A 25549-nucleotide genomic window follows, 5' to 3' on the forward strand; every position below is an offset into this window, starting at 1 on the left:
GAACATGAATATCCACAAATATCTCCTTGGTAATCATAAATTCCCCGTACAAAAATGTACGGATAATACCAAGTGGCTCAGTTTTCTATGATCGTTAGTGGATCAGTTTTACATGATCAGTGACATGTTATTTTTACCGCAGAATAAAATAACTTATATTTTACAATGTGATCGGTTATTAATGTTTTATTTAGACTAGTCTAAATAAGTATTCAATTCCTTGAGTCAGCTCTCAAAAACAAGGGGGAAATACGTGAATTATCCGTTTATAAAACGGTTTTTGAGTGGCTAAAGGGATGCGGTGAATAGTGATTAATTAGTATAAAAGAAGGATTAGGGTTGGATTAAAAACATCATTCGTGCACACGGGTCGTTGCGCAAGCGCAACGCTATCTCGCTCCGCTCGGCTCGAACCTGAACGCAGCTTCTCACCCGCACTCTATGTGCGCTATGCAAGGATCTTTTTTGGAGTTAAGAGAAGCGAATTACTTTAGATGATGGGTCGTGCAGGATGACTCGGCCTACGGCCTCGCCCTTCGGGTCGTTGCGCAAGCGCAACGCTGTCTCGCTCCACTCGGCTCGAACCTGAACGCAGCTTCTCACCCGCACTCCATGTGCGATATGCAAGGATCTTTTTTGGAGTTAAGAGAAGTGAATTACTTTAGATGATGGGTCGTGCAGGATGACTCGGCCTACGGCCTCGCCCTTCGGGTTGTTGCGCAAGCGCAACACTGTCTCGCTCCACTCGGCTCGAACCTGAACGCAGCTTCTCACCCGCACTCCATGTGCGATATGCAAGGATCTTTTTTGGAATTAAGGGAAGTGAATTACTTTAGATGGTGGGTCGTGCAGGATTCGAACCTGCGACCAATTGATTAAAAGTCAACTGCTCTACCGACTGAGCTAACGACCCATCTTAGAATGGTAATACTAAAAAACAGCTTGGCGTACATGCAGGATTTAAGCCTTTCGGACTTACCCTTACGGGTCGAACCTGCAACCATCTTATAAAACTCAATAATCTACCGATTGAGCTAACACCCCATCTGATATAACTGATTTTGTGTTTTAGATGGTGGGTCGTGCAGGATTCGAACCTGCGACCAATTGATTAAAAGTCAACTGCTCTACCGACTGAGCTAACGACCCATCTTAAAATTTTAAAGCTAAAAACGGCTTGGTGTACATGCAGGATTTAAGCCCTTCGGACTTACCCTTACGGGTCGAACCTGCAACCATCTTGTAAAACTCAATAATCTATCGATTGAGCTAACGCCCCATCTGATATAACTGATTTTGTGTTTTAGATGGTGGGTCGTGCAGGATTCGAACCTGCGACCAATTGATTAAAAGTCAACTGCTCTACCGACTGAGCTAACGACCCATCCTAAAATTTTAAAGCTAAAAACAGCTTGCTGCATGTGCAGGATTTAAGTCCTTCGGACTTACCCTTACGGGTCGAACCTGCAACCATCTTGTAAAACTCAATAATCTACCGACTGAGCTAACGACCCATCTTAAAATTTTAAAGCTAAAAACGGCTTGGTGTACATGCAGGATTTAAGTCCTTCGGACTTACCCTTACGGGTCGAACCTGCAACCATCTTGTAAAACTCAACAATCTACCGATTGAGCTAACAACACGTCTTAAAATTAAAACTTACTTCTTAATTTATTTACACGATAAATAAAACATTCAATTCACGCGTCAACGGCGGCTTATATTACTGATTTCTGACGATGGTGCAATGATTTTTTTGAAAAAAACGACTGAATGCACACTAATCATACGGTTAACCCCGAAATATCCGGCAATAACTTCTTCGGGGTTAACAATTAAAGTGAGCTTAGCTTTTTCTCAGCCAGTTTTGCACCTGAACTATTAGGGTATTGCTTCAATACCTGTTGGTAGACCGCTTTCGCTTTATCCTTTTGCCCTTTATCTTGCATGATAAGGCCAACTTTATATAAAGCCTCACTGCTTTTTTGGGATTTAGGATACTCTTTAACTACTGTCGCAAAGTAGAATGCTGCATCGTCTTTGCTACCTTTGTTGTAGTTAAGCTGCCCTAACCAATAGTTAGCATTGGATTGATAGCTGGATTTTGGATAGCTTTTAATAAAGCTTTGCAATGCACCGATAGCCTCATCGATTTGCGCTTTCGACTTACTATTCATCGCAAGCGCAACTGCTGCATTATAATCTTCCTTTTCACCGCCGCCAGAAGCAGCTGGGGCTGTTGGAGTATCTGATGAAGAGGATGAATTAGACGCAGATGCTGAGTCTGGTGATGCTGTAGAACCGCCACTTACCTGATCTAACTGCATATACAAATCTTTTTGACGCTCAACCACTTGATTCAGTTTGTATTCACTTTCCTGAATTTGTCCACGTAATGTATCAATATCACGCTGGTTATCTGCGAGCTGCTGTTGGATTTGATATAAGATCTGGCCTTGAGAATTAACCGCTGTCTCAAGCTGACTTAGGCGATCACCGGATGAACCGGATCCGACATTAATGATTGGCGCTTGGGCAATAGCGGCCCAAGGAGCCGCTACGCCAACCAATAACGACAGACCTACAAGTAGATGTCTGAAGTTACTGTTCATAAGAGATAATTTCGCTTATCTATTAGTATGCAATGACTGCACGACGGTTTTTCGCGTAATCAGCTTCTGTGTGACCTAACACAGCTGGTTTTTCTTTACCGTAAGAAACCAGAGAAACTTGATCACCTGCTACACCTTTGCTTTGCAGATACATTTTAACTGCGTTAGCACGACGCTCGCCCAGCGCGATGTTGTATTCTGGAGTACCGCGCTCATCCGCGTGACCTTCAACAACAACTTTAACAGATGGGTTGTTGCGCAGGAACGCTGCGTGTGCATCTAACATATCAGCGTATTCTGGAGAAACGCTGTATTTATCGAAACCGAAGTATACGATATTGTTATTTTGCAGTTCTTGCATTTGCTGACGTGCCAGCTCTTCCGCAGACAGACCTGTGTTAGTTTGGTTCATAGAAGAATCCGTACCATCTTGGTCATTGTTTTTGTTAGAGCTACAAGCTGCGACAGCCATGATTGGTAATGCGATCATCAGCCCTTTAAGCACTTTATTCAGTTGCATCGTTTTGATCCTTAATAGTTTGCCACACATTATTATTATGCATCACAGATACGGAGACCATGCAGGAAATTTAACCTGTCCATCGGTCGCCGGAAGACGCGCTTTGAAACGCCCGTCGGTCGAAACTAGCTGCAATATAGTCCCCAAGCCTTGAGAGGAGCTATAAATTACCATAGTGCCGTTAGGTGCGATACTCGGCGTTTCATCTAGAAACGTTTTCGTTAAATATTCAACGTTACCCGTTGCCAGATCCTGTTTGGCGACATGCTGCTGACCGCCACCGGAGCTGACCATTACAATGAAAGATCCATCCGGGCTAACATCAGCGTCCTGATTTTGTGTGCCTTCCCAAGTCACACGTTCAGGGCTACCACCATTAATATTAATTTTATAAATTTGCGGGCGACCCGCTTGGTCCGAAGTATAGACCAAAGTTTGACTATCTGGCATCCAGCTAGGCTCTGTATTATTGCTACGGCCATCCGTCACTTGACGGATTTGACCACTTGCTAAGTCCATAACATAGAGGTTTAAACTACCTGTTTTTGACAGAGCAAAGGCAAGCTTAGTGCCATCTGGAGAAAACGCGGGAGCACCATTGTGACGAGGGAATGATGCCACCTGACGAACAGCTCCACTTGATAGAGTCTGGATCACCAGTGCTGAACTGCCACTTTCAAACGTAACATACGCCAAGCGCTCACCATCAGGTGACCAAGTTGGCGACATTAAAGGCTCTGGTGAGCGGTGAACCGTAAATTGGTTATAACCGTCATAATCAGAGACACGTAATTCATAAGGGTACTGACCACCTTTATTTGTTACAACATAGGCGATACGTGTACGGAATGCGCCACGAATACCCGTCAGCTTCTCAAAAACTTCATCACTGGCAGTATGTGCAGCGTAACGTAACCACTCTTTAGTCACTTTAAATTGGTTTTGAGATAAAACAGTACCTGGGCTACCGGCAACATCAACCAATTGATAACTAACAATATAGCTACCATCGGCTGCGGGTTGAACCTGACCGACAACAACGGCATTAATACCGAGAGCAGTCCAAGCTTCAGGAGTGACTTCAGAAGCGGTACCCGGTTGTTGTGGCATACGACTTGGCTCAATAGGGTTAAATTTACCGCTATTGCGTAAGTCAGCACCAACAATCTGCCCGATTTCTTGTGGAGGCGTACCAGAGCCAGACCATTTAAAAGGCACCACGCCTATTGGTTGAGCACTATTCACACCTTCCGTGATTTCAATACGGATTTCAGCCTGAGCAACAGTTGCCCATAGCATTAGGAACCCGAGAACTACTTTAAAAGCCTGCTTCATCCTGATCTCCCTTACTGTGGTATTCACCACCACAATAATTCGCTGAATTTTAACAAAGGTATACTAACAAAACTAGATATCTCAGAAACTATTTATGCTATAGCCGCCATAATTTCAATACAGACAGCTCTGACTTATCCTATTTAGGGTTAAATATAATCGTACTGCCTTGTTTTTTAAACGCTTCATACACATCAGCTGGTGGCTTTGGTAATTTAGACAATTTAGCTGCGCGGATTGCTGCATCACAGAGCGCAGGGTCATTTGCCGGATTACCATTAGGTGTAATACTGATTAAGAAACCATCTGATGCGATTTTGAACTGTAGTTCGCACGTTCTTCCGCGGTATGTACTTGAATCATAAAACCGACTTTCGACAGCTGCTTTCACTTTTCCAGCATAGTTATCCACATCCGCATTCGAGGCACCTGACTTCTTACCACCACCTTGACCAGCGGCAGCGGCGCCACCTTGTTTGCTAGGTCCTGATGCGGTTAAATCGCCAAGTAAATCATCAACAGAGGAGGCACTCTTCGCCGCTTCTGCTTTTTCTTTAGCTGCTTTGGCTTTTGCTTCTTTTTCCGCTTTTGCTTTAGCTTCTTTTTCAGCCTTCGCTTTGGCTGCTTTATCGGCTTTTTCTTTAGCTTCTTTTTCCGCTTTCGCTTTCGCATCTGCTTCAGCTTTCGCCTTTGCCTCAGCCGCTGCTTTAGCCTTTACTGCCTCAGCTTGTTTTTTCGCTTCTGCTTCTGCTTTTTCTTTTGCAGCTGCTTGTTCTTTAATCAGTTTTTCTTTTTCCGCTTTTGCTTTCGCAGCCGCTTCTTCCGCTATTTTTTGCTCTTCTTTGGCTTTCTTAGCGGCTTCTGCTGCTTGTTTTTGTTGCTGTTCAGCTTGCTTTTGTTGCTCTTGAGCATCGCGTTCGCTTTGGATACGCTCTTGCTCAAGTTGTTGCAGCCGTTTTTGTTCCTGCTCTTGTTTTTCCCTTAACTCAGCTTCCTGCTTTTGTTCTTTCTCTTTACGTTCTTTAGCTGCTTGTTTAGCGCTGGTTTCTTGTTGTTGCATTTGGTTATATTGCTCAACAACCGCACCGGGGTCGACCATCACCGCATCGATGACAGTCCCCTCTTCCCCTCCGCCGCCAAGTTTGACAACGGATACTAAGGAACCAATTATAATTAGGCCAATCAATAAAACGTGCAGTGCAACTGACGTTAATAAAGAGCGCCTTAAATTATCTTTTTTCTCTTTTGTCTTTCCCACAACTGGTTTCCAAAAAAAGAATCGTTACTTACTCAAACTACATGGGTTGAGTCATTAAGCCGACAGATTTTATCCCTGCTTGATGCAAAATATTCAGTGCCTTAATGACTTCATCATAAGGAACTTCTTTTGCACCACCGATGAGAAAAATTGCTTTAGGATTTTTCTCTAGTTGGGATTTGGCCTCCGCAGCAATTTGTTCTGGTGGCAGCAAGTCTAAACGCTCGCCATCAATTAACATATTGTATTGGCCGACACCCGCAACTTCTAAAATAATCGGTGGATTATCGCTGGATGATACTGTTTGTGTATCGGTGGCATCCGGTAGATCAACTTCCACACTTTGCGAGATAATCGGTGCTGTCGCCATAAAAATAAGCAACAATACCAGCAACACATCCAGCAATGGGACGATATTGATTTCGGATTTCAGCTCACGTCTGCGACTATTGCGCGCCATTCGCTTATCTCCCCGTATTATTTCTTGTCAGCTGAGAATGCTTGGCGATGTAAAATAGCCAAAAACTCTTCCATAAAGTTGTCATAGCTCTGCTCTAATTTGTTAACACGCAAATTCAAGCGGTTATAAGCCATAACAGCAGGGATCGCTGCAAACAAACCAATCGCTGTTGCAATCAATGCTTCAGCGATACCAGGAGCCACCATTTGCAATGTTGCTTGCTTAACCGCACCTAACGCGATAAAAGCATGCATAATCCCCCATACAGTACCAAACAAACCAATATATGGGCTAATAGACCCTACTGTACCTAAAAATGGGATATGTGCTTCAGCGGATTCTAACTCACGATTCATTGAAATACGCATCGCACGAGCTGCACCAGTTACGACTGCATCGGGTGCATGAATATTAGCCTGATGTAGACGAACAAACTCTTTAAATCCTGAATGAAAAATTTGCTCAGCCCCCGTTAATGAATCACGGCGAGCTTGGCTCTCTTTATATAAACGCGATAATTCAATACCCGACCAAAACTTATCTTCAAAGGCTTCTGCTTCTCGAGTGGCTGCATTGAGAATTTTGGTTCTTTGAATAATGATGGCCCATGAAGCAATAGAAAAGCCGATCAAAACGAACATAATGATCTGAACCAATAGGCTCGCTTTTAGGAATAAATCCAGGATATTCATGTCAGTCACTGTTTAAACTCCGCGACAATAGACTTAGGAAGCGCTGTTGGCTTCATTTTTGATGTGTCCACACAAGCTATCAGGGCCGTAGCCCCACAAAGCAGGTTACCTTGTGAATCAACCAACCTTTGTTGAAAGGTTAAAGAGGCACGTTTCATATCAACGATTTGTGTCTCAATTTCCAATAAATCATCCAGCCGAGCCGCTCTCACAAAATCAGTTGTCATACTTCGTACAACAAATCCGATATTCTCAGCCAGTAAGCTTTGTTGATTGATACCTTTATCCCGTAGCATTTCGGTCCTAGCTCGTTCAAAAAATGCCAAATAACGTGCATGATAAACCACTCCGCCCGCATCAGTATCTTCATAATAGACGCGAACAGGCCAACGAAATAACATAACAACCACCCCAATCCTAGGTTAAATTAATTAACCATGCCACTATACTCAAGACGATGCCGCTTTGGAATGACTTGGGGGTAAAGTTATCAAAAAAAAATTATGGATCCGTAGATCCATAATCGACATTTTGGATTAACTGAAGACTTTTACCAGTCCCCAGATAAGAATGATGGCTGCGGGTAATGGGTGGAAAACTGTGCGCCAAATCAATTTATTAGGACGAAAACCGACCCCAAAAATCATTGCACTACACGTCGCCCAAATCAGCAATAACCCTTGCCAGATTAGGAAAGAACTGGTTTTTGCAGCGAATTGGGTTGGATCCCACATCACGCTCCCTGCAATCACCAAAGCTAATATAAGGATAAGGAACCGAATCGGTCCCTTATCCAATAGCTGATAGCATTTATCCACCAGCATTACTTATTACTCGCCATCTTTCGCAGCGGCTTTATCTTCCGCATGTTCTAACGCAAGAGCTGCAATCACTGCAAAACTACAAGCTAACAGCGTGCCGAGGATCCAGGCAAAATACCACATATGTTATGCTCCTTAATACAGTGAATGCTTGTTGCCTTCAATGAAGTTTTTGTCCAAACGGCCGAACATTTTGTAGTAACACCACGCGGTGTAAGCCAGTACGATTGGAACAAAAATGATAGCAACAACAGTCATAACTTGCAGAGTAAACAGGCTAGATGTTGCATCCCACATAGTCAAACTTGCGTTTGGCATGATGCTTGAAGGCATGATGAATGGGAACATTGCAACACCACAAGTTAAAATGATACAAGCAATAGTCAGCGATGAACTAACGAATGCCAGCGCATTTTTATCAGCCTTGCTAAATAGCATAGTCAGCAGAGGTAAAACTACACCCAGAGCTGGTAGAGCCCACAACGCAGGGTAGTTATTAAAGTTAGTTAACCATGCACCAGAAGCCATTTCGACTGTTTTGTTCAACGGATTTGATACGCTTAATGTATCGATAGTTGAAGTCACAACGTAGCCATCAATGCCCATAACTAACCATGCACCAGCCCCTGCGAATGCAATCAACGTCAGCAATGCCGTAACATAGGTTGCTTTACGGACACGCAGATGTAGCTCACCAGTCGTACGCATTTGCAAGTAAGTTGCACCTTGGGTCACAATCATCATCAAGCTAACCACACCCGCTAATAAGCCGTATGGGTTTAGCAGACCAAACAGGTTACCTGTATAAGTCAGATATTGTTGGTTATCAATTTGGAATGGAACGCCTAATAATAGGTTACCAAACGCAACACCGATAACTAGCGGTGGTACGAAGCCACCAATAAACAAACCCCAGTCCCACATGTTACGCCATTTTGGATTCTCCAGCTTAGAACGGTAGTCAAAACCGACTGGGCGGAAGAACAGTGCTGCAAGCACTAAAATCATTGCAACATAGAAACCTGAGAAAGCTGCGGCATAGACTTGCGGCCATGCTGCAAACATCGCACCACCTGCGGTGATCAACCAAACTTGGTTACCATCCCAGTGCGGTGCAACTGCGTTAATCATGATACGGCGATCAGTATCTGTTTTACCTAAGATAGGCAATAAGAAGCCGACGCCCATGTCAAAACCATCTGTGACAGCAAAACCAATCAGCAGTACGCCAATTAGGATCCACCACACAAATCGAAGAACTTCATAATCAAACATAAGTGGACTCCTGTTTACTGAACGTCTTGTGCAGAGCTGTTTTTCTGTTCAAAGTGGTAGCGGCCAGTTTTCAGGCTACTAGGCCCTTTGCGCGCAAATTTGAACATCAAGAACAATTCAGCAATTAAGAACAGCGTATACAGACCACAGATCAAGACTAAAGAGAAAATCAGATCATGGGTTGTCAAGTTTGAGTGTGCAACGGAGACAGGGAGAACCTCACCGATTGCCCATGGCTGACGACCATATTCTGCAACAAACCAACCTGATTCAATAGCAATCCATGGTAATGGAATACCAAACAGTGCAGTACGCAGTAACCATTTGTTTTGACCGATACGATTACGCACAACAGACAGGAAGGATAGACCAATAATCAGCAGCAGTAAGAAACCAACACCGACCATGATACGGAATGCCCAGAACAATGGACCCACGTTCGGGATACTGTCTTTAACTGCTTTTTGGATTTGTGCTTCTGTTGCATCAACAACATTTGGTGCATATTGTTTCAGCAGTAAGCCATAACCCAAGTCTTTTTTGTTAATTTCAAAAGATTTACGCAGTTCAGGATCTTTATTACCTGCCAGAAGCTCTTGTAGCTCACCGTAAGCAATCATACCATTACGGATACGTACTTCATGTTGCTTCATCAGGTCTTTCAAACCAAGAACAGGTGTATCGACTGAACGTGTTGCAATGATACCCATTGCCCACGGAATCGAAATCGCAAATTTATTTTCTTGTTTTTCCGTATCAGGCCAAGCAATCAAGTTAAACGCCGCAGGTGGTGCATGCGTTTCCCACTCAGCTTCTACCGCAGCCAGTTTAGTTTTCTGCACGTCACCCATTTCGTAACCTGATTCATCACCAAGAACGATAACAGACAGTACAGCGGCAATACCAAAGCTTGCAGCGATCGCGAATGAGCGCTTAGCAAATGCAAGGTCACGACCTTTAAGCATATAGTAAGAACTGATACCCAATACAAACATTGCACCAGTACAGTAGCCCGCAGCAACGGTATGAACGAATTTAACTTGTGCAACTGGGTTCAGGACTAGCTCAGAGAAGCTAACCATTTCCATACGCATAGTTTCAAAGTTAAAATCTGCTGCAATTGGGTTCTGCATCCAGCCGTTTGCTACGAGGATCCACAACGCAGAGAAGTTAGAACCTAAAGCCACTAACCAAGTCACCGCAAGGTGCTGAGTTTTGCTTAAACGATCCCAACCAAAGAAGAATAAACCAACAAAGGTAGATTCGAGGAAGAATGCCATCAGACCTTCGATTGCAAGAGGCGCACCGAAGATATCCCCAACGTAGTGGGCATAGTAAGACCAGTTAGTACCGAATTGGAACTCCATGGTCAAACCTGTAGCAACACCCAGAGCAAAGTTAATACCAAATAACTTGCCCCAGAACTTAGTCATATCTTTATAAATTTGCTTACCAGACAGCACATATACCGTTTCCATGATCGCAAGCAAAAACGCCATACCTAGCGTTAATGGTACGAATAGGAAGTGATACATCGCAGTTAAGGCAAACTGTAATCGTGACAGTTCGACAATATCAAACATCTTGACTCCTTGCTCCTAGCAGGAAGACACCGACTTGCGGCAACCCAGCTTCCAGTAAAATTAAAGAAAGCCTCTTAACTACCAGCAAAAAATGCCTCAAAACAACAAATAATTAACAAAATCAAAAACTCTAACGACACTATAATAATAGTACGCTTATCTTCACATACAATAAACTTCTTTTGCGTGATTCAGATTTGAATTCTGAATATATATCAATAATTATACCTCATAATAGAAAAATGAGTATTTGATCGGGCACCAATTTAAGCAATTTAGAAAAATAATGCTAGTACTAATGAATTGATTTAAGTCAATTTTTTGACTATTGTTAAGCGATTATCTTTATCATCAATTAATAGTTATTTAATTGTTAAATGGCTGTTATTGATAATAGTACATATATTCTTATTTTTCTAAACGACTACCTAAAAAAATTAACTTTTGATTTTTAGACTCAGAAAAAGATAATTTTATTTCTAATATTAGCCTATTTGATTTTTATTATGAATTTTATTAATTTTCCAATTAAGCTACAACACGTGGTTATATATGATTAATTGATGAGAACTAACAAACTTATTATTAGATAATAGACATTGGCTAGCATAATGTCATTTATATGGTTAAAAAATCACCATTTAAATCTAAATAGATAGCAATAAAAGACACAGATTGCTGCTTCTCTTCAATGGATAATATCGACCTTGATTTAAGGAGAGTCGTAACACCGTCACCAGCGGCTCTAGACGAGCTTATGTCACTAATGCATGCGCAGCCTTAATGCCTTTAGCTATTGATATTGAATGCTTTATTTATCAACCTGAAAATAAAACATTTCACCAGCGCATTTGTTAATAGATACACATCAGTAAGCGGTTTACCGCCCCGTAATTGATAATAACACTGTGACTGCCTACCGCCGAACGAGCTGAGAAATTGAATACATACAGATGACTAACTATCAAAATCCCCCGCTAATGGCTTCGTCATTTGTCTTGAAGAACGATTATCTCACTAGCCCTTAATAAAAAATGAGCATTAAAAAGGCTCGCAAACCAATTAGTTTGCGAGCCCAATAACAAAATAATTTAAATGACTAAAATTATTTAGCTAACAGTGATTTAACCGCATCACCGATGTCTGCTAAGCTACGTACTGTTTTCACACCAGCAGCTTCTAAAGCAGCGAATTTCTCATCCGCGGTACCTTTACCACCCGCGATAATTGCACCTGCGTGCCCCATGCGCTTACCTTTAGGTGCAGTAACACCCGCAATGTAACCAACAACAGGCTTAGTCACATGTTCTTTGATATATGCTGCGGCTTCTTCTTCCGCATTACCACCGATTTCACCGATCATAACAATCGCTTCAGTCTGTGGATCTTCTTGGAACATTTTCAGGATATCAATGAAGTTTGATCCTGGGATTGGGTCACCACCAATACCAACACAGGTTGATTGGCCAAGGCCTGCATCCGTAGTTTGTTTTACCGCTTCATACGTCAATGTACCTGAACGTGAAACGATACCAACTTTACCCGGCATATGGATATGGCCTGGTTGGATACCGATTTTGCACTCGCCTGGAGTGATAACACCCGGGCAGTTTGGACCGATCATGCGAACGCCAGCTTCATCTAATTTAACTTTAACCGTCAGCATATCCAGTGTTGGGATGCCTTCAGTGATAGTAATGATCAGCTTGATACCTGCATCAATCGCTTCCAGAATCGAATCTTTACAGAATGGCGCGGGTACATAGATAACCGATGCTGTTGCACCAGTCGCTTCTACGGCTTCACGAACAGTGTTAAATACTGGCAGACCTAAGTGAGTTGTACCACCTTTACCCGGTGTCACACCACCAACCATTTTTGTACCATACGCGATCGCTTGTTCAGAGTGGAAAGTACCTTGACCACCAGTGAAACCTTGGCAAATTACTTTAGTGTTTTTATCGATTAAAATAGACATTATTTAGCCTCCGCCGCTGCTACTGCTTTCTTAGCTGCATCTGTCAGGCTATTTGCCGCGATAATATTCAAGCCGCTATCTGCCAGTTTTTTCGCACCTAACTCTGCATTGTTACCTTCTAAACGAACCACTACTGGTACATTTACGCCTACTTCTTCTACTGCACCAATGATGCCGTCTGCAATCAGGTCACAGCGAACGATACCACCAAAAATGTTAACAAAAACGGCTTTAACACTCTTATCGGACAGGATAATTTTAAATGCTTCAGTTACACGCTCTTTAGTTGCACCGCCACCTACGTCAAGGAAGTTAGCTGGAGCACCACCATGCAGTTTAACAATGTCCATGGTTCCCATTGCCAGACCCGCACCGTTAACCATACAACCGATGTTGCCATCAAGTGCAACATAGTTCAGTTCCCATTGTGCAGCTTGTGCTTCACGCGCATCTTCTTGAGATGGATCATGCATTTCACGCATTTCTGCTTGACGGTATAGAGCGTTGCTATCAACACCTAATTTACCATCTAAACACACTAGGTCGCCTTCAGTATTGATCACTAATGGGTTAACTTCGATCAGAGCAAGGTCGCGCTCTAAGAACATAGTCGCTAAGCCCATAAAGATTTTCGCGAATTGGCTAACTTGTTTACCTGATAGACCTAATTTGAACGCTAACTCACGGCCTTGATAAGGCATAGGGCCAGTCAGTGGATCGATAACCGCTTTGTGGATCAGTTCTGGCGTTTCCTCAGCAACTTTCTCGATCTCAACACCACCTTCTGTTGACGCCATAAATACAACACGACGTGTACCACGGTCAACAACCGCGCCTAAATACAGTTCTTTAGCAATATCGGTCGCATTTTCAACTAAGATTTGGTTGACTGGCTGACCATTCGCATCTGTTTGGTAAGTCACTAAGTTGTGGCCTAACCATTTCTCTGCGAATGCTTTGATATCATTGATATCATTTGTCACTTTTACGCCGCCAGCTTTACCACGTCCACCTGCGTGAACTTGGCACTTAACAACCCATGGGCCGTTACCGATTTTTTTCGCTGCTTCTACAGCTTCTGCTGCTGATGTACAGGCATAACCCGTTGGTGCTGGCAAACCATAGCGTGTAAAAAGCTGTTTTGCCTGATACTCGTGTAAATTCATGATGTTCTATCCATAATTGAGTCTGAAGAGGCGATTATTCGCCTCCTGCAATTGTTACTGATTTAGCAGCCGGCAAAACCGACTGCATCGGTTACTTCAGACCGGGTAGGTGTTCCCCTACCCTGTTATGTAGCTATACGTCCAGCAGTAAACGAGTTGGATCTTCCAGCATATCTTTAATGGCAACTAAGAAGCCAACTGACTCACTACCATCGATCAGGCGGTGGTCATAAGATAATGCAAGGTACATCATTGGAAGAATTTCAACCTTACCGTTAACCGCCATTGGGCGATCTTTGATAGCATGCATACCTAAGATTGCGCTTTGTGGTGGGTTAATGATAGGGGTAGACATTAGAGAACCGAACACACCACCGTTAGTGATAGTGAAGTTACCGCCACTTAAGTCTTCAACGGTTAATTTACCGTCACGACCTTTGACTGCCAGTTCTTTAATTTTCTTCTCAATATCAGCCATGCTCATTGCATCAACATCACGCAGAACTGGCGTTACCAGACCACGAGGTGTCGATACTGCAATGCTGATGTCGAAATAGTTATGGTAAACAACATCAGTACCATCAATTGATGCGTTAACTTCTGGGTAACGTTTTAGCGCTTCAACCGCAGCTTTTACATAGAAAGACATAAAGCCTAAACGTACACCATGGCGTTTTTCAAACACTTCGCCGTATTGCTTACGCAGATCTTTAATTGGCTGCATGTTAACTTCATTAAATGTGGTTAACATCGCAGTGCTGTTTTTCGCTTCCAGCAGACGCTCAGCAATACGTTTACGTAAGCGCGTCATTGGTACGCGTTTTTCACTGCGGTGTGCCAATGGTGCTTGTGGCTCAGCAGCAGGTGTTGCAGCTTTCGCCGCAGGAGCGGCTTTGCCAGCAGCTAAATGTTTTTCAACATCTTCGCGAGTCAAACGACCACCAACACCCGTTCCTTTGATGTCAGCTGGGTTCAAGTCGTGCTCAGCAACTAAACGGCGGATTGCTGGAGACAGAGCATCATTGCTCTCTTCTTCCAAGCTGGCTGTTTGGCGCTGCGCTGGAGTTGCTTCTTGTGAAGCTTTAACTTCCACAGGAATACCCGTGCTATCACCTAAACGAATGCGGCCAAGCAGTTGTTTAGAAAGCACAGTTGCACCTTCATCTTCAACGATAGCTTCTAACACACCCGCTTCACTTGCAGGCACTTCTAAAACGACTTTATCTGTTTCAATTTCAACCAGCACTTCGTCACGTTCAACGCTATCACCTGGTTTTTTATGCCATGTGGCAACCGTAGCATCTGCAACGGATTCAGGAAGATCGGGAACAAGAATTTCTACGCTACTCATTTTCTATCCTTTAATTATTCAATGTTCAAAGCGTCATTTACCAGAGCTTGTTGTTGCTCTTGGTGAACGGACGTGTATCCAACTGCTGGAGATGAAGAAGCAGCACGACCTGCATAACGTAAAGTTGCTCCTGTAGGGATCGCTTCACGGAAGTTGTGTTGGCTGCAATACCAAGCGCCTTGATTCAATGGCTCTTCTTGACACCATACGAAATCTTTAACGTGCGCATATGGTAAGAACGCTTGCTGAATATCTTCATGTGGGAACGGATATAGCTGCTCAATACGTACGATAGCGACATCAGTTTGTCCGTTCTTACGACGTTGTTCTAACAGATCGTAATAAACTTTACCGGAACACATAATGACGCGTTTCACATCTTTCGGATTGATTTCATCTATTTCACTGATTACTGTCTGGAACTTACCATTTGCCAGTTCATCCATACTTGAGACCGCTAATGGATGACGCAGTAATGATTTAGGTGACATTACAATCAGAGGACGACGCATACCACGCAGAGCCTGACGGCGCAGCATATGGTAAACCTGAGCTGGCGTGGATGGCACACACACTTGCATGTTTTGATCTGCGCACAGTTGTAGGTAACGCTCTAAACGTGCAGAGGAGTGCTCTGGACCTTGTCCTTCATAACCGTGTGGCAACAGCATCACTAGACCACACATACGACCCCATTTTTGCTCACCAGAGCTAATGAATTGGTCGATAACGACTTGTGCACAGTTTGCGAAGTCACCGAATTGAGCTTCCCAAATCGTCAGTGCACGTGGCTCTGTGGTTGCATAGCCATATTCAAATGCCAATACCGCGTTTTCAGTCAGAACAGAGTCCCAAACATTAAATACGCCTTGACCGTTATGGATATTTTGCAGAGGAACATAAACGGAACCATTGGTTTGGTTATGTACAACCGCATGGCGATGGAAGAAAGTACCACGGCCAGCATCTTCACCAGATAGACGAACAGGAATACCTTCATCAACTAGTGTTGCGTACGCCAATGTTTCTGCTGCGCCCCAATCCAGTAGTTTTTCACCTTTCGCCATTTCAGCACGGTCTGAGTAAATTTTCTCAACACGAGACTGAGTGACGACTTCAGCAGGGATAGTACTGGTTTTAACTGCTAGCTCTTGCAGACGCTTTGGATCGAAGGTGGATTTATACTCTTCGTTCCAATCATGATTTAGGTACGGTTCCCATGTATAGGAATGCAGACCCATTTCACGCCATTCTTCAACGACGCAATCACCTCGGTCTAACGCGTCACGGTACAAGTTAACCATTTCAGTCACTTCATCCGCTGTAACAACGCCTGCTTCAATTAAACGATCCGCATAGATTTTACGTGGTGTCGGATGTTTTTTGATTTTTTGATACATAATTGGCTGAGTTGCATTTGGCTCATCAGCTTCGTTATGACCATGACGACGGTAGCACACGAGGTCAATCATCACATCGCGTTTAAACGTATTACGGAAATCAAGTGCTAAGCGAGTTACAAAAGCAACGGCTTCTGGATCATCTGCATTGACGTGGAAAATAGGTGCTTGAACCATTTTCACGATGTCGGTGCAGTACTCAGTTGAACGTGTATCTTTCGGGTTTGAAGTCGTAAAACCAATTTGGTTGTTAATGACGATACGCATGGTGCCGCCAACTTCATAACCACGAGCTTGAGACATGTTCAATGTTTCTTGAACAACACCTTGACCCGTTACTGCTGAGTCACCGTGAATAGTGATTGGTAGAACCATGTTGCTGCGACCTTCATCAAGGCGATCGCGGCGAGCACGTACTGAACCAATAACTACTGGGCTGACAATCTCAAGGTGAGATGGGTTAAATGCTAATGCTAAGTGAACACGCGAACCTGCGGTTTCGAAATCCGAAGAGAAACCTTGGTGATATTTAACGTCACCTGCACTTGAGTGGTCTTTGTGTTTGCCTGCGAACTCATCAAATAATTCAGCAGGTTTTTTACCTAAGATGTTAATTAAAACGTTAAGACGACCACGGTGAGCCATACCCAGTACGACTTCACGTGTATCTTGTTTGCCCGCATGGTGGATCAGATCTTTCAGCATTGGAATAAGTGAGTCACCACCTTCCAATGAGAAACGTTTTGCCCCCGGGAATTTTGCGCCTAAATAACGCTCAAGCCCTTCTGCTGCGGTTAATTCAGCTAAGAAGCGACGTTTTTCTTCTTTCGAAAATTGCTCAGCAACATTCACTGATTCAAGGCGTTGTTGGATCCAACGTTTTTCCTCTGTATTCGTGATATGCATATATTCAGCACCAATTGAACCGCAATAAATGCGCTTCAGGGCATCGTATAGGTCGCTAAGTTTCATGGTTTCTTTGCCGATAGCAAAAGAACCCACGTTGAATGTCTCGTCGAAATCTTCTTTCGTTAAGTTATGGAACGCTGGATCTAAATCTGGAACAGATTCACGTTTCCATAAACCTAATGGATCAAGATTTGCGTTTTGATGTCCGCGGAAGCGGAATGCGTTAATCAATTGCAAAACTTTCACTTGTTTTGCATCGATAGCTGGGTCGCTAACAGAGGTATGATAACGAGTAGAGTCTTTCGCTAAGCGACGGAAATAATCGCGTGCTTGCGAGTGAAATTGCTCAGAGTTGGTGCCTGCACCAGGCAGTTGCTGAAAGATTTCTCTCCAGCCAGCATCAACAGAATTGGGGTCAGTTAGATAATCTTCATAGAGCTGTTCTATGTAAGTCTGGTTCGCGCCTGCCAGAAAGCTCGAATCCAGCCAGTCCTTCATTACGCCGTTCTGCATTGTGATCCCTTAAGCTTTTACAGCTTTAGTTTTCGCCGTGGTTAACTAATTGCCGCGTTTAAGCGGCCTCGATAAAGGTTCTTCTGGACGTGCTTTATGCATGTTCTCACTTTGGGTTTCCCTTTATCACTCCGGGCTCCCCTTCTAAGGAACCTTTAAAAACTGGCTGCGGTTTTTAAAGGTCCCTTGAGTCAGCTCGCGTCTTCATCTTTTTTTGCAGTTTGGCTTTTACTTTCACTTTTTTACTTTTGGATTTATTACTTTTCAACAGCCTGCGGCACATAAGTACCGCAGGTAAAAACCGGTTCTACGCGCTATGTTTTAGCAACATAGATTTAATATGACCGATAGCTTTCGTTGGATTTAGTCCTTTAGGGCATACATTGACACAATTCATGATGCTATGACAGCGGAAAACACTAAAAGCGTCGTTCAGATCATCTAATCGAGCGTCTGTTTCAGTATCTCTACTATCAATTAAGAATCGGTATGCAGCTAACAGACCTGCCGGACCAATAAATTTATCCGGATTCCACCAGAAAGATGGGCAAGACGTTGAGCAACAAGCACACAGAATACACTCATATAGACCATCAAGTTTTTCACGTTGTGCCGGCGACTGTAAATTCTCACGCGCAGGTGGATTCTTATTATCATTAATAAGATACGGACGAATTTTTTCGTACTGGGTGTAGAACTGAGTCATATCAATGATCAGGTCACGCACAACCGGCAAACCAGGTAATGGACGAATAACAATTTTCTTCCCACTACGAGTTAAAGCCGACAGTGGCGTGATACACGCCAATCCGTTTTTACCATTCATATTAACGCCATCAGAACCACACACACCTTCACGGCATGAACGGCGGAATGACAACGTAGGATCTTTCTCTTTCAATTGAATTAACGCATCAAGCAGCATCATGTCGCGCCCTTCAGGCACTTCAAGCGTGTAATCCTGCATACGCGGTGCGTTATCAACATCCGGATTATAGCGATAAATCGAAAATTCAAGTTTCATAGTTTATTTCTCCGCAACTGGATTAACACCACGCATTAATAAGTACGTACTTTCGGCGGGAAGGGCTCACGCAACTTAGGCTGCATGTTAACTTCACGACGAGTCATCGTTTCAGATTGCGGTAAATATAATGAGTGACACAGCCAGTTAGCATCGTCACGATCTGGATAGTCGAAACGGCTATGCGCACCGCGGCTTTCTGTACGGAAGTTCGCTGCTTGTGCTGTCGCATAAGCGGTTTCCATCAAGTTATCCAGTTCTAAACATTCAATACGTTGTGTGTTGAACTCAGTAGAAGTGTCATCAAGACGAGCATTTTTCAAACGCTCACGGATCACTTTCAACTCTTCCAAGCCTTTCGCCATCGCATCACCTTCACGGAATACAGAGAAGTTGTGTTGCATACAGCTTTGCAGCGCTTTACGAATTTCAACAGGATCTTCACCAGTGCGTGCATTTTCCCAGCGATTAAAGCGAGTCATAGCAGCATCGATGTCAGATTCAGAAGCATCGCGCATTGAACCTTGTTCCATTAGAGATTCTTTCAGATGGAGACCAGCAGAACGGCCGAATACCACAAGGTCAAGCAGTGAGTTACCACCAAGGCGGTTAGCACCATGCACAGATACACAAGCAATCTCACCAACAGCAAATAGACCTGGGATCACCTCGTCTTCGCCTTTTTCGTTATAGCGAATCGCTTGGCCTGTTACCTTAGTCGGGATCCCGCCCATCATGTAGTGACAAGTTGGGATGACTGGGATCGGCTCTTTAACTGGGTCAACGTGTGCGAAGGTACGAGATAATTCAAGAATACCCGGTAAACGAGACTCAAGAACTTCTTTACCTAAGTGATCCAGTTTCAGCTTAGCATGTGGGCCCCATGGACCATCACAACCACGACCTTCACGAATTTCGATCATAATTGAACGAGCCACCACGTCACGACCAGCAAGGTCTTTCGCGTTAGGCGCATAACGTTCCATGAAACGCTCGCCATCTTTGTTCAATAAATAACCACCTTCACCACGACAGCCTTCTGTAACCAGAACACCTGCGCCTGCAATACCCGTTGGGTGGAATTGCCACATTTCCATATCTTGCAATGGAACACCAGCACGTACTGCCATACCAACACCATCACCGGTGTTGATGTGTGCGTTTGTGGTTGATTGATAAATACGGCCTGCACCACCTGTCGCTAAAATAGTTGCTTTAGCTTTGAAGTAAACGAGCTCGCCAGTTTCCATGCAAATCGCAGTACAACCTACGATATCGCCATCTTGGTTCTTCACTAAATCAAGGGCATACCACTCAGAGAAAATGGTAGTATGGTTTTTTAGGTTTTGCTGATACAAGGTATGTAACAGTGCATGACCCGTACGGTCAGCCGCCGCCGCTGTACGTGCAGCTTGCTCACCACCAAAATTTTTCGATTGGCCACCAAATGGACGCTGATAGATCGTGCCATTATCCAAACGAGAGAATGGCAGTCCCATGTGTTCTAATTCAAGGATAGCTTCTGGACCCGTTTTACACATGTACTCGATAGCGTCTTGGTCACCGATATAGTCAGATCCTTTTACGGTGTCATACATGTGCCACTCCCAGTTATCTGGGTGTGTGTTACCAAGTGCAACAGTGATACCACCTTGCGCTGATACTGTATGAGAACGCGTTGGGAAAACTTTTGACAACAAGGCACAAGATAAACCAAGTTGTGAAATTTGCAGTGCAGCACGCATACCTGCGCCACCCGCACCGATAACAATAGCGTCAAATTCTCTTATTGGCAGATTCATTTATGCACCCCACACCACAATTGTTCCGTAAATTAAGTAAGCCAGCAGTGCAACAACAATCACCAGTTGCAGCACTAAACGTAGTGCGAGTGGCTTAACATAGTCTGTTAGTACTTGCCATAAACCAATCCAAGCATGTACTAAAATCGAGAACAACGTCAGGATGGTGAAGACTTTGGTCACGGAGGATGCGAAGAAACCACGCCATGTTTCATAGGTAATATCATTGATGGCAACAAAACCAACAAGGTACAACACGTAGAGTACGATAACGATCGCAGAGCCACGGATTAACAGCCAGTCCTGAATACCAGTACGGCCTAAAGCTGATGCATTACTTACCATACTAATACCCCCGCCAGGATCGCCAGAACGATTGTAATAACAAACGTGATTTTTGCAGATGAATTACCCGCTGCTAGCGTTTCATCAATACAGCCGAAATCCATTAGCATATGACGAATACCACCACAGATGTGATATGCCAATGCAGTGAGGATCCCCCAAAGAATGAACTTAGCAAAAAAGCCAGTCATTATTTCAGATGCGTATTGAAAGCCTTCTGGAGAGGAGAGAGATGTCCCTAACAACCAAAGCAGGATACCGACTGCGATGAAAGTAATGACGCCAGAGACACGGTGCAAGATCGAAGAGATCGCAGTGATCGGGAAGTGGATCGTCTGCAAATCAAGGTTGACAGGTCTTTGTTTTTTCACAATTTTGCCCACACAGCTCTTTATTATTTTCCTTCCTCCGGACCTGGGGCGGAAACAGACAGCGACAGGGGTAGAAAATGCAACTTAAGCTAAACGTTAATCCATCATGTTCAAATAGAGTTGCATACTGATTACGCTGGAACTCCTACATCAGGGTAATCCGGAGACCTGCCGCCAAGTATAAAGTCTTCACATAGCTATTACAATTCCCACACAAAATGTTTGGAGACATTTAGCCCGAACAGTGAGAGGGATCACGATTTAAACATTTTGCATAAATGTGCTTATCTTATTTGACAATGATTCAACATTTATCTTACATATATGGCTGGTAGAATTATCTGAACGTCGCCAATATCTCAAACGGCGTGAAAGAAAAAACAAAAGTTATGAAAGTTGTTTCCCTTACTAAAAATAATGATATTGTAGGGAAAACGACAAAAAGAACATAACATCTACACACTTGTAAACAACCTAAAAAACATTGTCATTGGTCGTCCGGTTTCAGAATTTAATGTGATTGCTAGCTGATTTCCACAACACACCGGTAGAACAATGCATAAAGACACAGTATATACTCTAAATCACTCGAGTTGCGGTTAGGCGAAAAGTGAATAAGGTACGAGAAACATAAGAAATTATGTGACTCGCGCCAGCGAGCGTAATCAACAACGCTGCAACTTGAAGGATAACGAGTATAACGCTGTGCACTGGTTGTTGGGTGTTGATTATCAAGCGCTAAGGAGACCGTAAATGGCTGATAACAAAGCTAAGCTAACGACTGAGAGTGCAAGTACAATTGAACTAGACATTCTATCCCCTACACTCGGTCAAGACGTTATCGATGTCCGAACTTTAGGTTCAAAAGGGTTTTATACATACGATCCTGGATTTACCTCTACTGCCTCATGTGAATCAAAAATCACATATATTGATGGCGATAAAGGCATTTTGCTACACCGCGGCTATCCAATTGACCAGTTGGCAACCGAAGCCTCTTACCTTGAAGTCTGCTATATCCTGCTGTACGGCGAAGCACCTACTCAAGAACAATATGAAACATTCAAAAATACAGTAACTCGCCATACCATGATCCATGAGCAGATCACTCGCATGCTTAATGGTTTCCGCCGTGACTCACACCCAATGGCTGTTCTATGTGGTGTAACAGGTGCACTAGCGGCTTTCTATCACGATGCACTGGATGTTAATAACCCACGCCATCGCGAAATTACCGCTTATCGTCTGCTGTCTAAAATGCCAACAGTCGCTGCAATGTGTTATAAATATTCAATCGGCCAACCGTTTGTTTATCCACGTAATGATCTGTCCTATGCAGGCAACTTCTTGTACATGATGTTCTCAACACCTTGTGAAGAGTACAAAGTTAACCCGGTACTTGAACGCGCTATGGATCGCATCTTAATCCTCCATGCTGATCACGAACAAAACGCATCAACCTCAACCGTACGTACTGCTGGTTCTTCCGGTGCTAACCCATTTGCTTGTATTGCAGCGGGTATTGCATCGCTATGGGGACCTGCTCATGGTGGTGCTAACGAAGCTTGCCTACGTATGTTGGAAGAGATCCAAACCGTTGAACACATCCCAGCCTTTATCGAACGTGCGAAAGACAAAAATGACTCTTTCCGCCTGATGGGCTTCGGTCACCGCGTTTATAAAAACCATGACCCACGTGCAACTGTAATGCGTGAAACCTGCCATGAAGTTCTCAATGAACTCGGCCTGAATGACAGCCTATTAGAAGTGGCAATGGAGCTAGAACGTATTGCCCTAAACGACCCGTACTTCATTGAGAAGAAACTGTACCCGAACGTTGACTTCTACTCAGGTATCATTCTGAAAGCTATGGGTATTCCTTCATCTATGTTCACTGTGATCTTTGCAATTGCCCGTACTATCGGTTGGATCGCACATTGGAACGAAATGCATGATGATGGTTTAAAAATTGCTCGTCCTCGCCAGCTCTATACTGGCTATGGCAAACGTGAATTTAATACTAATTTATCAAAAAAATAATATTCTAACTAAATCTATCCCCTACACTATCAAAGCCCCTAAAATGGGGCTTTTCTGCATTATGTCTCATAAGAATGTTGATATTCCCTTGGTGTAACCCCACTCATTTTTCGAAAGAAACTAATCAATGCGCTATCACTCGTCAGCCCCAATTCTTGAGTAATAAAATGGTAGGGTTTCCCTTGCGCTAACAACTCTATTGCCTTGATAAATCGCCATTGTTGGCGCCAAGTTTGATAACTAACTCCTGTTTCACGTAAGAAAATACGCGTGATCGTCTTTTCACTAGCACCTATTGTTTTTGCCAGTTCTATCAAGGTTGGAGGTAATTGCTCCATATTGAGACCTTTCATGCGACGATCTTGTGGAATGGCTAATAATGTAGGTTCTTTACTGGCTGATTTTAATTCATCAATAAACACAGGTAATAAATTAGCCAATCGTCCATGTTGCCATTGACTATCAAAAGGTGCGATGGCAATACGCTCCAGCACCTCTCTGAGTAAAGGCGTCACTGATAAAATCATCACCTCATGGCCAATTTGATTGGCATATTGAGCGCTAAGATACACTGACCGATAACCAACCGAAGAGCGCATTTGCGCTCTATGGATCACATGCGGCGGGATCCATGCTACACGCCCTGGGGGCAATAGCGACAAACGATTTTCCAGTGAAATGAGAATGCAGCCTTGCTGGGTAAACAATAACTGCCCCATATCATGCGCATGTAAACCGGAATCGTGTTGACCCATTTCAGCGGCAATACCCAGTATAGGGGCACTATACCAATGGGTTTCAAACTTATCTTGCTGATTAAGCCATGCCATATCATGTCCGTTTTTTGATATTTATTGTCTTTATTATTGTAATAAGACAGCAAAATTGCAACTAAACTACTCGCCATTCATTACCAGAGTAGGAAAATACACAATGAAACATTCACTTTCATTATGGTTGGCTGTAGCCCTAATGATGTTTCCACAAATTGTTGAAACCATATACAGCCCAGCATTAACCGATATTGCGAGTGCATTCAGCGTCAATGCAGAACAAGCTTCTCAAACGCTTTCGCTCTATTTCTTTGCATTTGCATTAGGTGTCGTATTTTGGGGAAGAATGTGTGACATCATCGGTCGACGCCCAACAATACTTGCAGGCTTGCTGATCTATGCAGCTGCTTCTGTTGGCGCATTATTTATTACGCATTTTTATCTGCTGTTATTAATACGCATGCTATCTGCTTTTGGTGCCGCAGTAGGCTCTATTGGCACTCAAACTGCTATGCGTGATAGTTACCAAGGCCATGAATTAGCAAAAGTTTTCTCCATTATGGGGATCGCTCTCGCCATTAGCCCTGCTTTAGGGATGGTAGCTGGTGCAATATTAGTCGGTTATGGTGGATATCAAGCCGTGTTCATGGGCTTAGCGATTTTAGCTATCGTATTATTGTTATGGTCATGTTACCGGTTACCCGAAACTCGACCCGAAAATGTGATACATCACCCATTTTTGAGCACTTTATTGGCCATGATTAGGGATAAAGAAATTCTCAAAAATGTGATCTTAATAGCATTTTTTAACATTAATTTATTCAGTTATTACCAACTGGCACCCTTTCATTTTGAGCAATTAATGCTCTCTCAGCAACAATTTGGCCTAACTGGAGTTTTATTAGCCATTGGTGTTGGTGTGGGTTCAATCTTAAATCGTTATTTACTGGCTAAAAAATGGACACCAGAGAGGCTCGTAAAACTATCAAGTGTCATTTCTCTAGTTAGTGGCTGTATGGTTTATATACTGATCCACTCTGCTTGGTTTATTTTGCCCGTTATGGGGATTGTGATCGGCTACGGAATTGCCATTCCAAATGTCCTTGCTCACGCTCTAAACCGTTATGCAGATAGAAAAGGAACCGCAGGCGCGATTTTAGGATTACTTTACTATATTGGATTGGCAGTCGGCCTAATGATTGCGGGTTGGAGCCAGCACTTAGGTGGTGTTTTAGTGGTGTCAGGAGCTGTATTATTTCTGTTCGCCCTCCGTTATCGCACTCAATAATGATAAGGAGCAGTGTAGTCGCACACGCTGCT

The 25549-nt window shown here is 43.5% G+C and carries 22 protein-coding genes, 3 tRNA genes and 3 other RNA genes; 2 read left to right on the forward strand and 26 right to left on the reverse strand.

Features of this window, described 5'->3' with window-relative positions:
* Nucleotides 1–327: 327 nt before the first annotated feature.
* The 25 genes from SC428_RS18265 to sdhC form a co-directional block, all read right to left on the reverse strand.
* A non-coding RNA gene (locus SC428_RS18265) (RtT sRNA) lies at nt 328–452 on the reverse strand.
* A 43-nt stretch (nt 453–495) separates the two neighbouring features.
* Nucleotides 496–623: non-coding RNA, RtT sRNA (locus SC428_RS18270), on the reverse strand.
* Nucleotides 624–666: 43 nt separating this feature from the next.
* A non-coding RNA gene (locus tag SC428_RS18275) (RtT sRNA) lies at nt 667–794 on the reverse strand.
* Nucleotides 795–837: 43 nt separating this feature from the next.
* Nucleotides 838–913: transfer RNA gene (locus SC428_RS18280), tRNA-Lys, on the reverse strand.
* 160 nt (nt 914–1073) lie between these two features.
* Nucleotides 1074–1149, reverse strand: a tRNA-Lys gene (locus SC428_RS18285).
* A gap of 159 nt (nt 1150–1308) precedes the next feature.
* Nucleotides 1309–1384 (reverse strand) — tRNA-Lys (locus SC428_RS18290).
* A 452-nt stretch (nt 1385–1836) separates the two neighbouring features.
* Nucleotides 1837–2613, reverse strand: coding sequence for a cell division protein CpoB (gene cpoB / locus SC428_RS18295; RefSeq protein WP_140187557.1), 777 nt, complete (start codon nt 2611–2613; stop codon nt 1837–1839).
* A gap of 22 nt (nt 2614–2635) precedes the next feature.
* A complete protein-coding gene (pal, locus tag SC428_RS18300) occupies nt 2636–3133 on the reverse strand; it encodes a peptidoglycan-associated lipoprotein Pal (RefSeq protein ID WP_070925023.1) in 498 nt (165 codons plus the stop codon).
* A gap of 42 nt (nt 3134–3175) precedes the next feature.
* Nucleotides 3176–4468, reverse strand: coding sequence for a Tol-Pal system beta propeller repeat protein TolB (tolB, locus tag SC428_RS18305; RefSeq protein ID WP_070925024.1), 1293 nt, complete (start codon nt 4466–4468; stop codon nt 3176–3178).
* Between the two features lie 139 nt (nt 4469–4607).
* Nucleotides 4608–5726: a cell envelope integrity protein TolA gene (gene tolA / locus SC428_RS18310; RefSeq protein WP_140187558.1), complete on the reverse strand. Its 1119-nt coding sequence runs from the start codon at nt 5724–5726 to the stop codon at nt 4608–4610.
* Nucleotides 5727–5763: 37 nt separating this feature from the next.
* Entirely contained in the window at nt 5764–6186 is a 423-nt protein-coding gene (gene tolR, locus SC428_RS18315; protein ID WP_070925026.1) for a colicin uptake protein TolR, read from the reverse strand.
* Between the two features lie 17 nt (nt 6187–6203).
* The gene (tolQ, locus tag SC428_RS18320; RefSeq protein WP_070925027.1) at nt 6204–6887 is read right to left on the reverse strand and encodes a Tol-Pal system protein TolQ; all 684 of its coding nucleotides are present in this window, start codon (nt 6885–6887) and stop codon (nt 6204–6206) included.
* Complete coding sequence (gene ybgC / locus SC428_RS18325) at nt 6884–7279, reverse strand: tol-pal system-associated acyl-CoA thioesterase (protein ID WP_070925028.1); 396 nt, start codon at nt 7277–7279, stop codon at nt 6884–6886. The genes tolQ and ybgC overlap by 4 nt, the downstream gene beginning before the upstream one ends.
* Before the next feature lie 135 nt (nt 7280–7414).
* Nucleotides 7415–7702, reverse strand: a complete 288-nt coding sequence (ybgE, locus tag SC428_RS18330; RefSeq protein WP_070925029.1) for a cyd operon protein YbgE — start codon at nt 7700–7702, stop codon at nt 7415–7417.
* Nucleotides 7703–7708: 6 nt separating this feature from the next.
* Complete coding sequence (cydX, locus tag SC428_RS18335; RefSeq protein ID WP_008912071.1) at nt 7709–7822, reverse strand: cytochrome bd-I oxidase subunit CydX; 114 nt, start codon at nt 7820–7822, stop codon at nt 7709–7711.
* Between the two features lie 12 nt (nt 7823–7834).
* Nucleotides 7835–8974, reverse strand: coding sequence for a cytochrome d ubiquinol oxidase subunit II (gene cydB, locus SC428_RS18340; RefSeq protein ID WP_070925030.1), 1140 nt, complete (start codon nt 8972–8974; stop codon nt 7835–7837).
* Nucleotides 8975–8988: 14 nt separating this feature from the next.
* The gene (gene cydA, locus SC428_RS18345; protein ID WP_070925031.1) at nt 8989–10557 is read right to left on the reverse strand and encodes a cytochrome ubiquinol oxidase subunit I; all 1569 of its coding nucleotides are present in this window, start codon (nt 10555–10557) and stop codon (nt 8989–8991) included.
* A 1105-nt stretch (nt 10558–11662) separates the two neighbouring features.
* Nucleotides 11663–12535, reverse strand: a complete 873-nt coding sequence (gene sucD / locus SC428_RS18350; protein WP_070925032.1) for a succinate--CoA ligase subunit alpha — start codon at nt 12533–12535, stop codon at nt 11663–11665.
* On the reverse strand, nt 12535–13701 hold the full coding sequence (gene sucC / locus SC428_RS18355) for an ADP-forming succinate--CoA ligase subunit beta (RefSeq protein ID WP_070925033.1): 1167 nt from the start codon (nt 13699–13701) through the stop codon (nt 12535–12537). Before sucC ends, sucD begins: the two co-directional genes overlap by 1 nt.
* A 133-nt stretch (nt 13702–13834) precedes the next feature.
* The gene (odhB, locus tag SC428_RS18360; protein ID WP_070925034.1) at nt 13835–15052 is read right to left on the reverse strand and encodes a 2-oxoglutarate dehydrogenase complex dihydrolipoyllysine-residue succinyltransferase; all 1218 of its coding nucleotides are present in this window, start codon (nt 15050–15052) and stop codon (nt 13835–13837) included.
* A gap of 14 nt (nt 15053–15066) precedes the next feature.
* Nucleotides 15067–17874 (reverse strand): 2-oxoglutarate dehydrogenase E1 component, encoded by a 2808-nt coding sequence (gene sucA, locus SC428_RS18365; protein WP_140182903.1) that lies wholly within the window; start codon nt 17872–17874, stop codon nt 15067–15069.
* A 307-nt stretch (nt 17875–18181) separates the two neighbouring features.
* The gene (locus SC428_RS18370; protein ID WP_070925035.1) at nt 18182–18898 is read right to left on the reverse strand and encodes a succinate dehydrogenase iron-sulfur subunit; all 717 of its coding nucleotides are present in this window, start codon (nt 18896–18898) and stop codon (nt 18182–18184) included.
* A gap of 35 nt (nt 18899–18933) precedes the next feature.
* Entirely contained in the window at nt 18934–20700 is a 1767-nt protein-coding gene (gene sdhA, locus SC428_RS18375) for a succinate dehydrogenase flavoprotein subunit (protein WP_140182902.1), read from the reverse strand.
* Nucleotides 20701–21045, reverse strand: a complete 345-nt coding sequence (gene sdhD / locus SC428_RS18380; RefSeq protein WP_070925036.1) for a succinate dehydrogenase membrane anchor subunit — start codon at nt 21043–21045, stop codon at nt 20701–20703.
* Nucleotides 21039–21428 (reverse strand): succinate dehydrogenase cytochrome b556 subunit, encoded by a 390-nt coding sequence (gene sdhC / locus SC428_RS18385; RefSeq protein WP_140182901.1) that lies wholly within the window; start codon nt 21426–21428, stop codon nt 21039–21041. The genes sdhD and sdhC overlap by 7 nt, the downstream gene beginning before the upstream one ends.
* A 741-nt stretch (nt 21429–22169) precedes the next feature.
* On the opposite strand from sdhC, the gene SC428_RS18390 reads away from it, so the two are divergent.
* Nucleotides 22170–23456 carry a citrate synthase gene (locus tag SC428_RS18390; protein ID WP_070925038.1) on the forward strand — a complete coding sequence of 429 codons (1287 nt, stop codon included), beginning with the start codon at nt 22170–22172 and terminating at the stop codon, nt 23454–23456.
* A 59-nt stretch (nt 23457–23515) separates the two neighbouring features.
* Here the strand turns inward: SC428_RS18390 and SC428_RS18395 are convergent, their stop codons facing one another.
* On the reverse strand, nt 23516–24286 hold the full coding sequence (locus SC428_RS18395) for an AraC family transcriptional regulator (RefSeq protein ID WP_140182900.1): 771 nt from the start codon (nt 24284–24286) through the stop codon (nt 23516–23518).
* Between the two features lie 103 nt (nt 24287–24389).
* Here SC428_RS18395 and SC428_RS18400 point away from each other — a divergent pair, with 103 nt between their 5' ends.
* The gene (locus SC428_RS18400; protein WP_140187562.1) at nt 24390–25517 is read left to right on the forward strand and encodes a multidrug effflux MFS transporter; all 1128 of its coding nucleotides are present in this window, start codon (nt 24390–24392) and stop codon (nt 25515–25517) included.
* Nucleotides 25518–25549 lie beyond the last annotated feature (32 nt).

The sequence above is a fragment of the Providencia sp. 2023EL-00965 genome (genome assembly GCF_033550225.1).
Lineage (GTDB): Bacteria > Pseudomonadota > Gammaproteobacteria > Enterobacterales > Enterobacteriaceae > Providencia > Providencia manganoxydans.

Bases quoted from the DNA above. Each gene is read 5' to 3' on its own strand.
- cpoB (WP_140187557.1), bottom strand. From the start codon at position 2,613: ATGAACAGTAACTTCAGACATCTACTTGTAGGTCTGTCGTTATTGGTT.
- pal (WP_070925023.1), bottom strand. From the start codon at position 3,133: ATGCAACTGAATAAAGTGCTTAAAGGGCTGATGATCGCATTACCAATC.
- tolB (WP_070925024.1), bottom strand. From the start codon at position 4,468: ATGAAGCAGGCTTTTAAAGTAGTTCTCGGGTTCCTAATGCTATGGGCA.
- tolR (WP_070925026.1), bottom strand. From the start codon at position 6,186: ATGGCGCGCAATAGTCGCAGACGTGAGCTGAAATCCGAAATCAATATC.
- ybgC (WP_070925028.1), bottom strand. From the start codon at position 7,279: ATGTTATTTCGTTGGCCTGTTCGCGTCTATTATGAAGATACTGATGCG.
- ybgE (WP_070925029.1), bottom strand. From the start codon at position 7,702: ATGCTGGTGGATAAATGCTATCAGCTATTGGATAAGGGACCGATTCGG.
- cydX (WP_008912071.1), bottom strand. From the start codon at position 7,822: ATGTGGTATTTTGCCTGGATCCTCGGCACGCTGTTAGCTTGTAGTTTT.
- cydB (WP_070925030.1), bottom strand. From the start codon at position 8,974: ATGTTTGATTATGAAGTTCTTCGATTTGTGTGGTGGATCCTAATTGGC.
- cydA (WP_070925031.1), bottom strand. From the start codon at position 10,557: ATGTTTGATATTGTCGAACTGTCACGATTACAGTTTGCCTTAACTGCG.
- sucD (WP_070925032.1), bottom strand. From the start codon at position 12,535: ATGTCTATTTTAATCGATAAAAACACTAAAGTAATTTGCCAAGGTTTC.
- sucC (WP_070925033.1), bottom strand. From the start codon at position 13,701: ATGAATTTACACGAGTATCAGGCAAAACAGCTTTTTACACGCTATGGT.
- odhB (WP_070925034.1), bottom strand. From the start codon at position 15,052: ATGAGTAGCGTAGAAATTCTTGTTCCCGATCTTCCTGAATCCGTTGCA.
- sucA (WP_140182903.1), bottom strand. From the start codon at position 17,874: ATGCAGAACGGCGTAATGAAGGACTGGCTGGATTCGAGCTTTCTGGCA.
- SC428_RS18370 (WP_070925035.1), bottom strand. From the start codon at position 18,898: ATGAAACTTGAATTTTCGATTTATCGCTATAATCCGGATGTTGATAAC.
- sdhA (WP_140182902.1), bottom strand. From the start codon at position 20,700: ATGAATCTGCCAATAAGAGAATTTGACGCTATTGTTATCGGTGCGGGT.
- sdhD (WP_070925036.1), bottom strand. From the start codon at position 21,045: ATGGTAAGTAATGCATCAGCTTTAGGCCGTACTGGTATTCAGGACTGG.
- SC428_RS18390 (WP_070925038.1), top strand. From the start codon at position 22,170: ATGGCTGATAACAAAGCTAAGCTAACGACTGAGAGTGCAAGTACAATT.
- SC428_RS18395 (WP_140182900.1), bottom strand. From the start codon at position 24,286: ATGGCATGGCTTAATCAGCAAGATAAGTTTGAAACCCATTGGTATAGT.
- SC428_RS18400 (WP_140187562.1), top strand. From the start codon at position 24,390: ATGAAACATTCACTTTCATTATGGTTGGCTGTAGCCCTAATGATGTTT.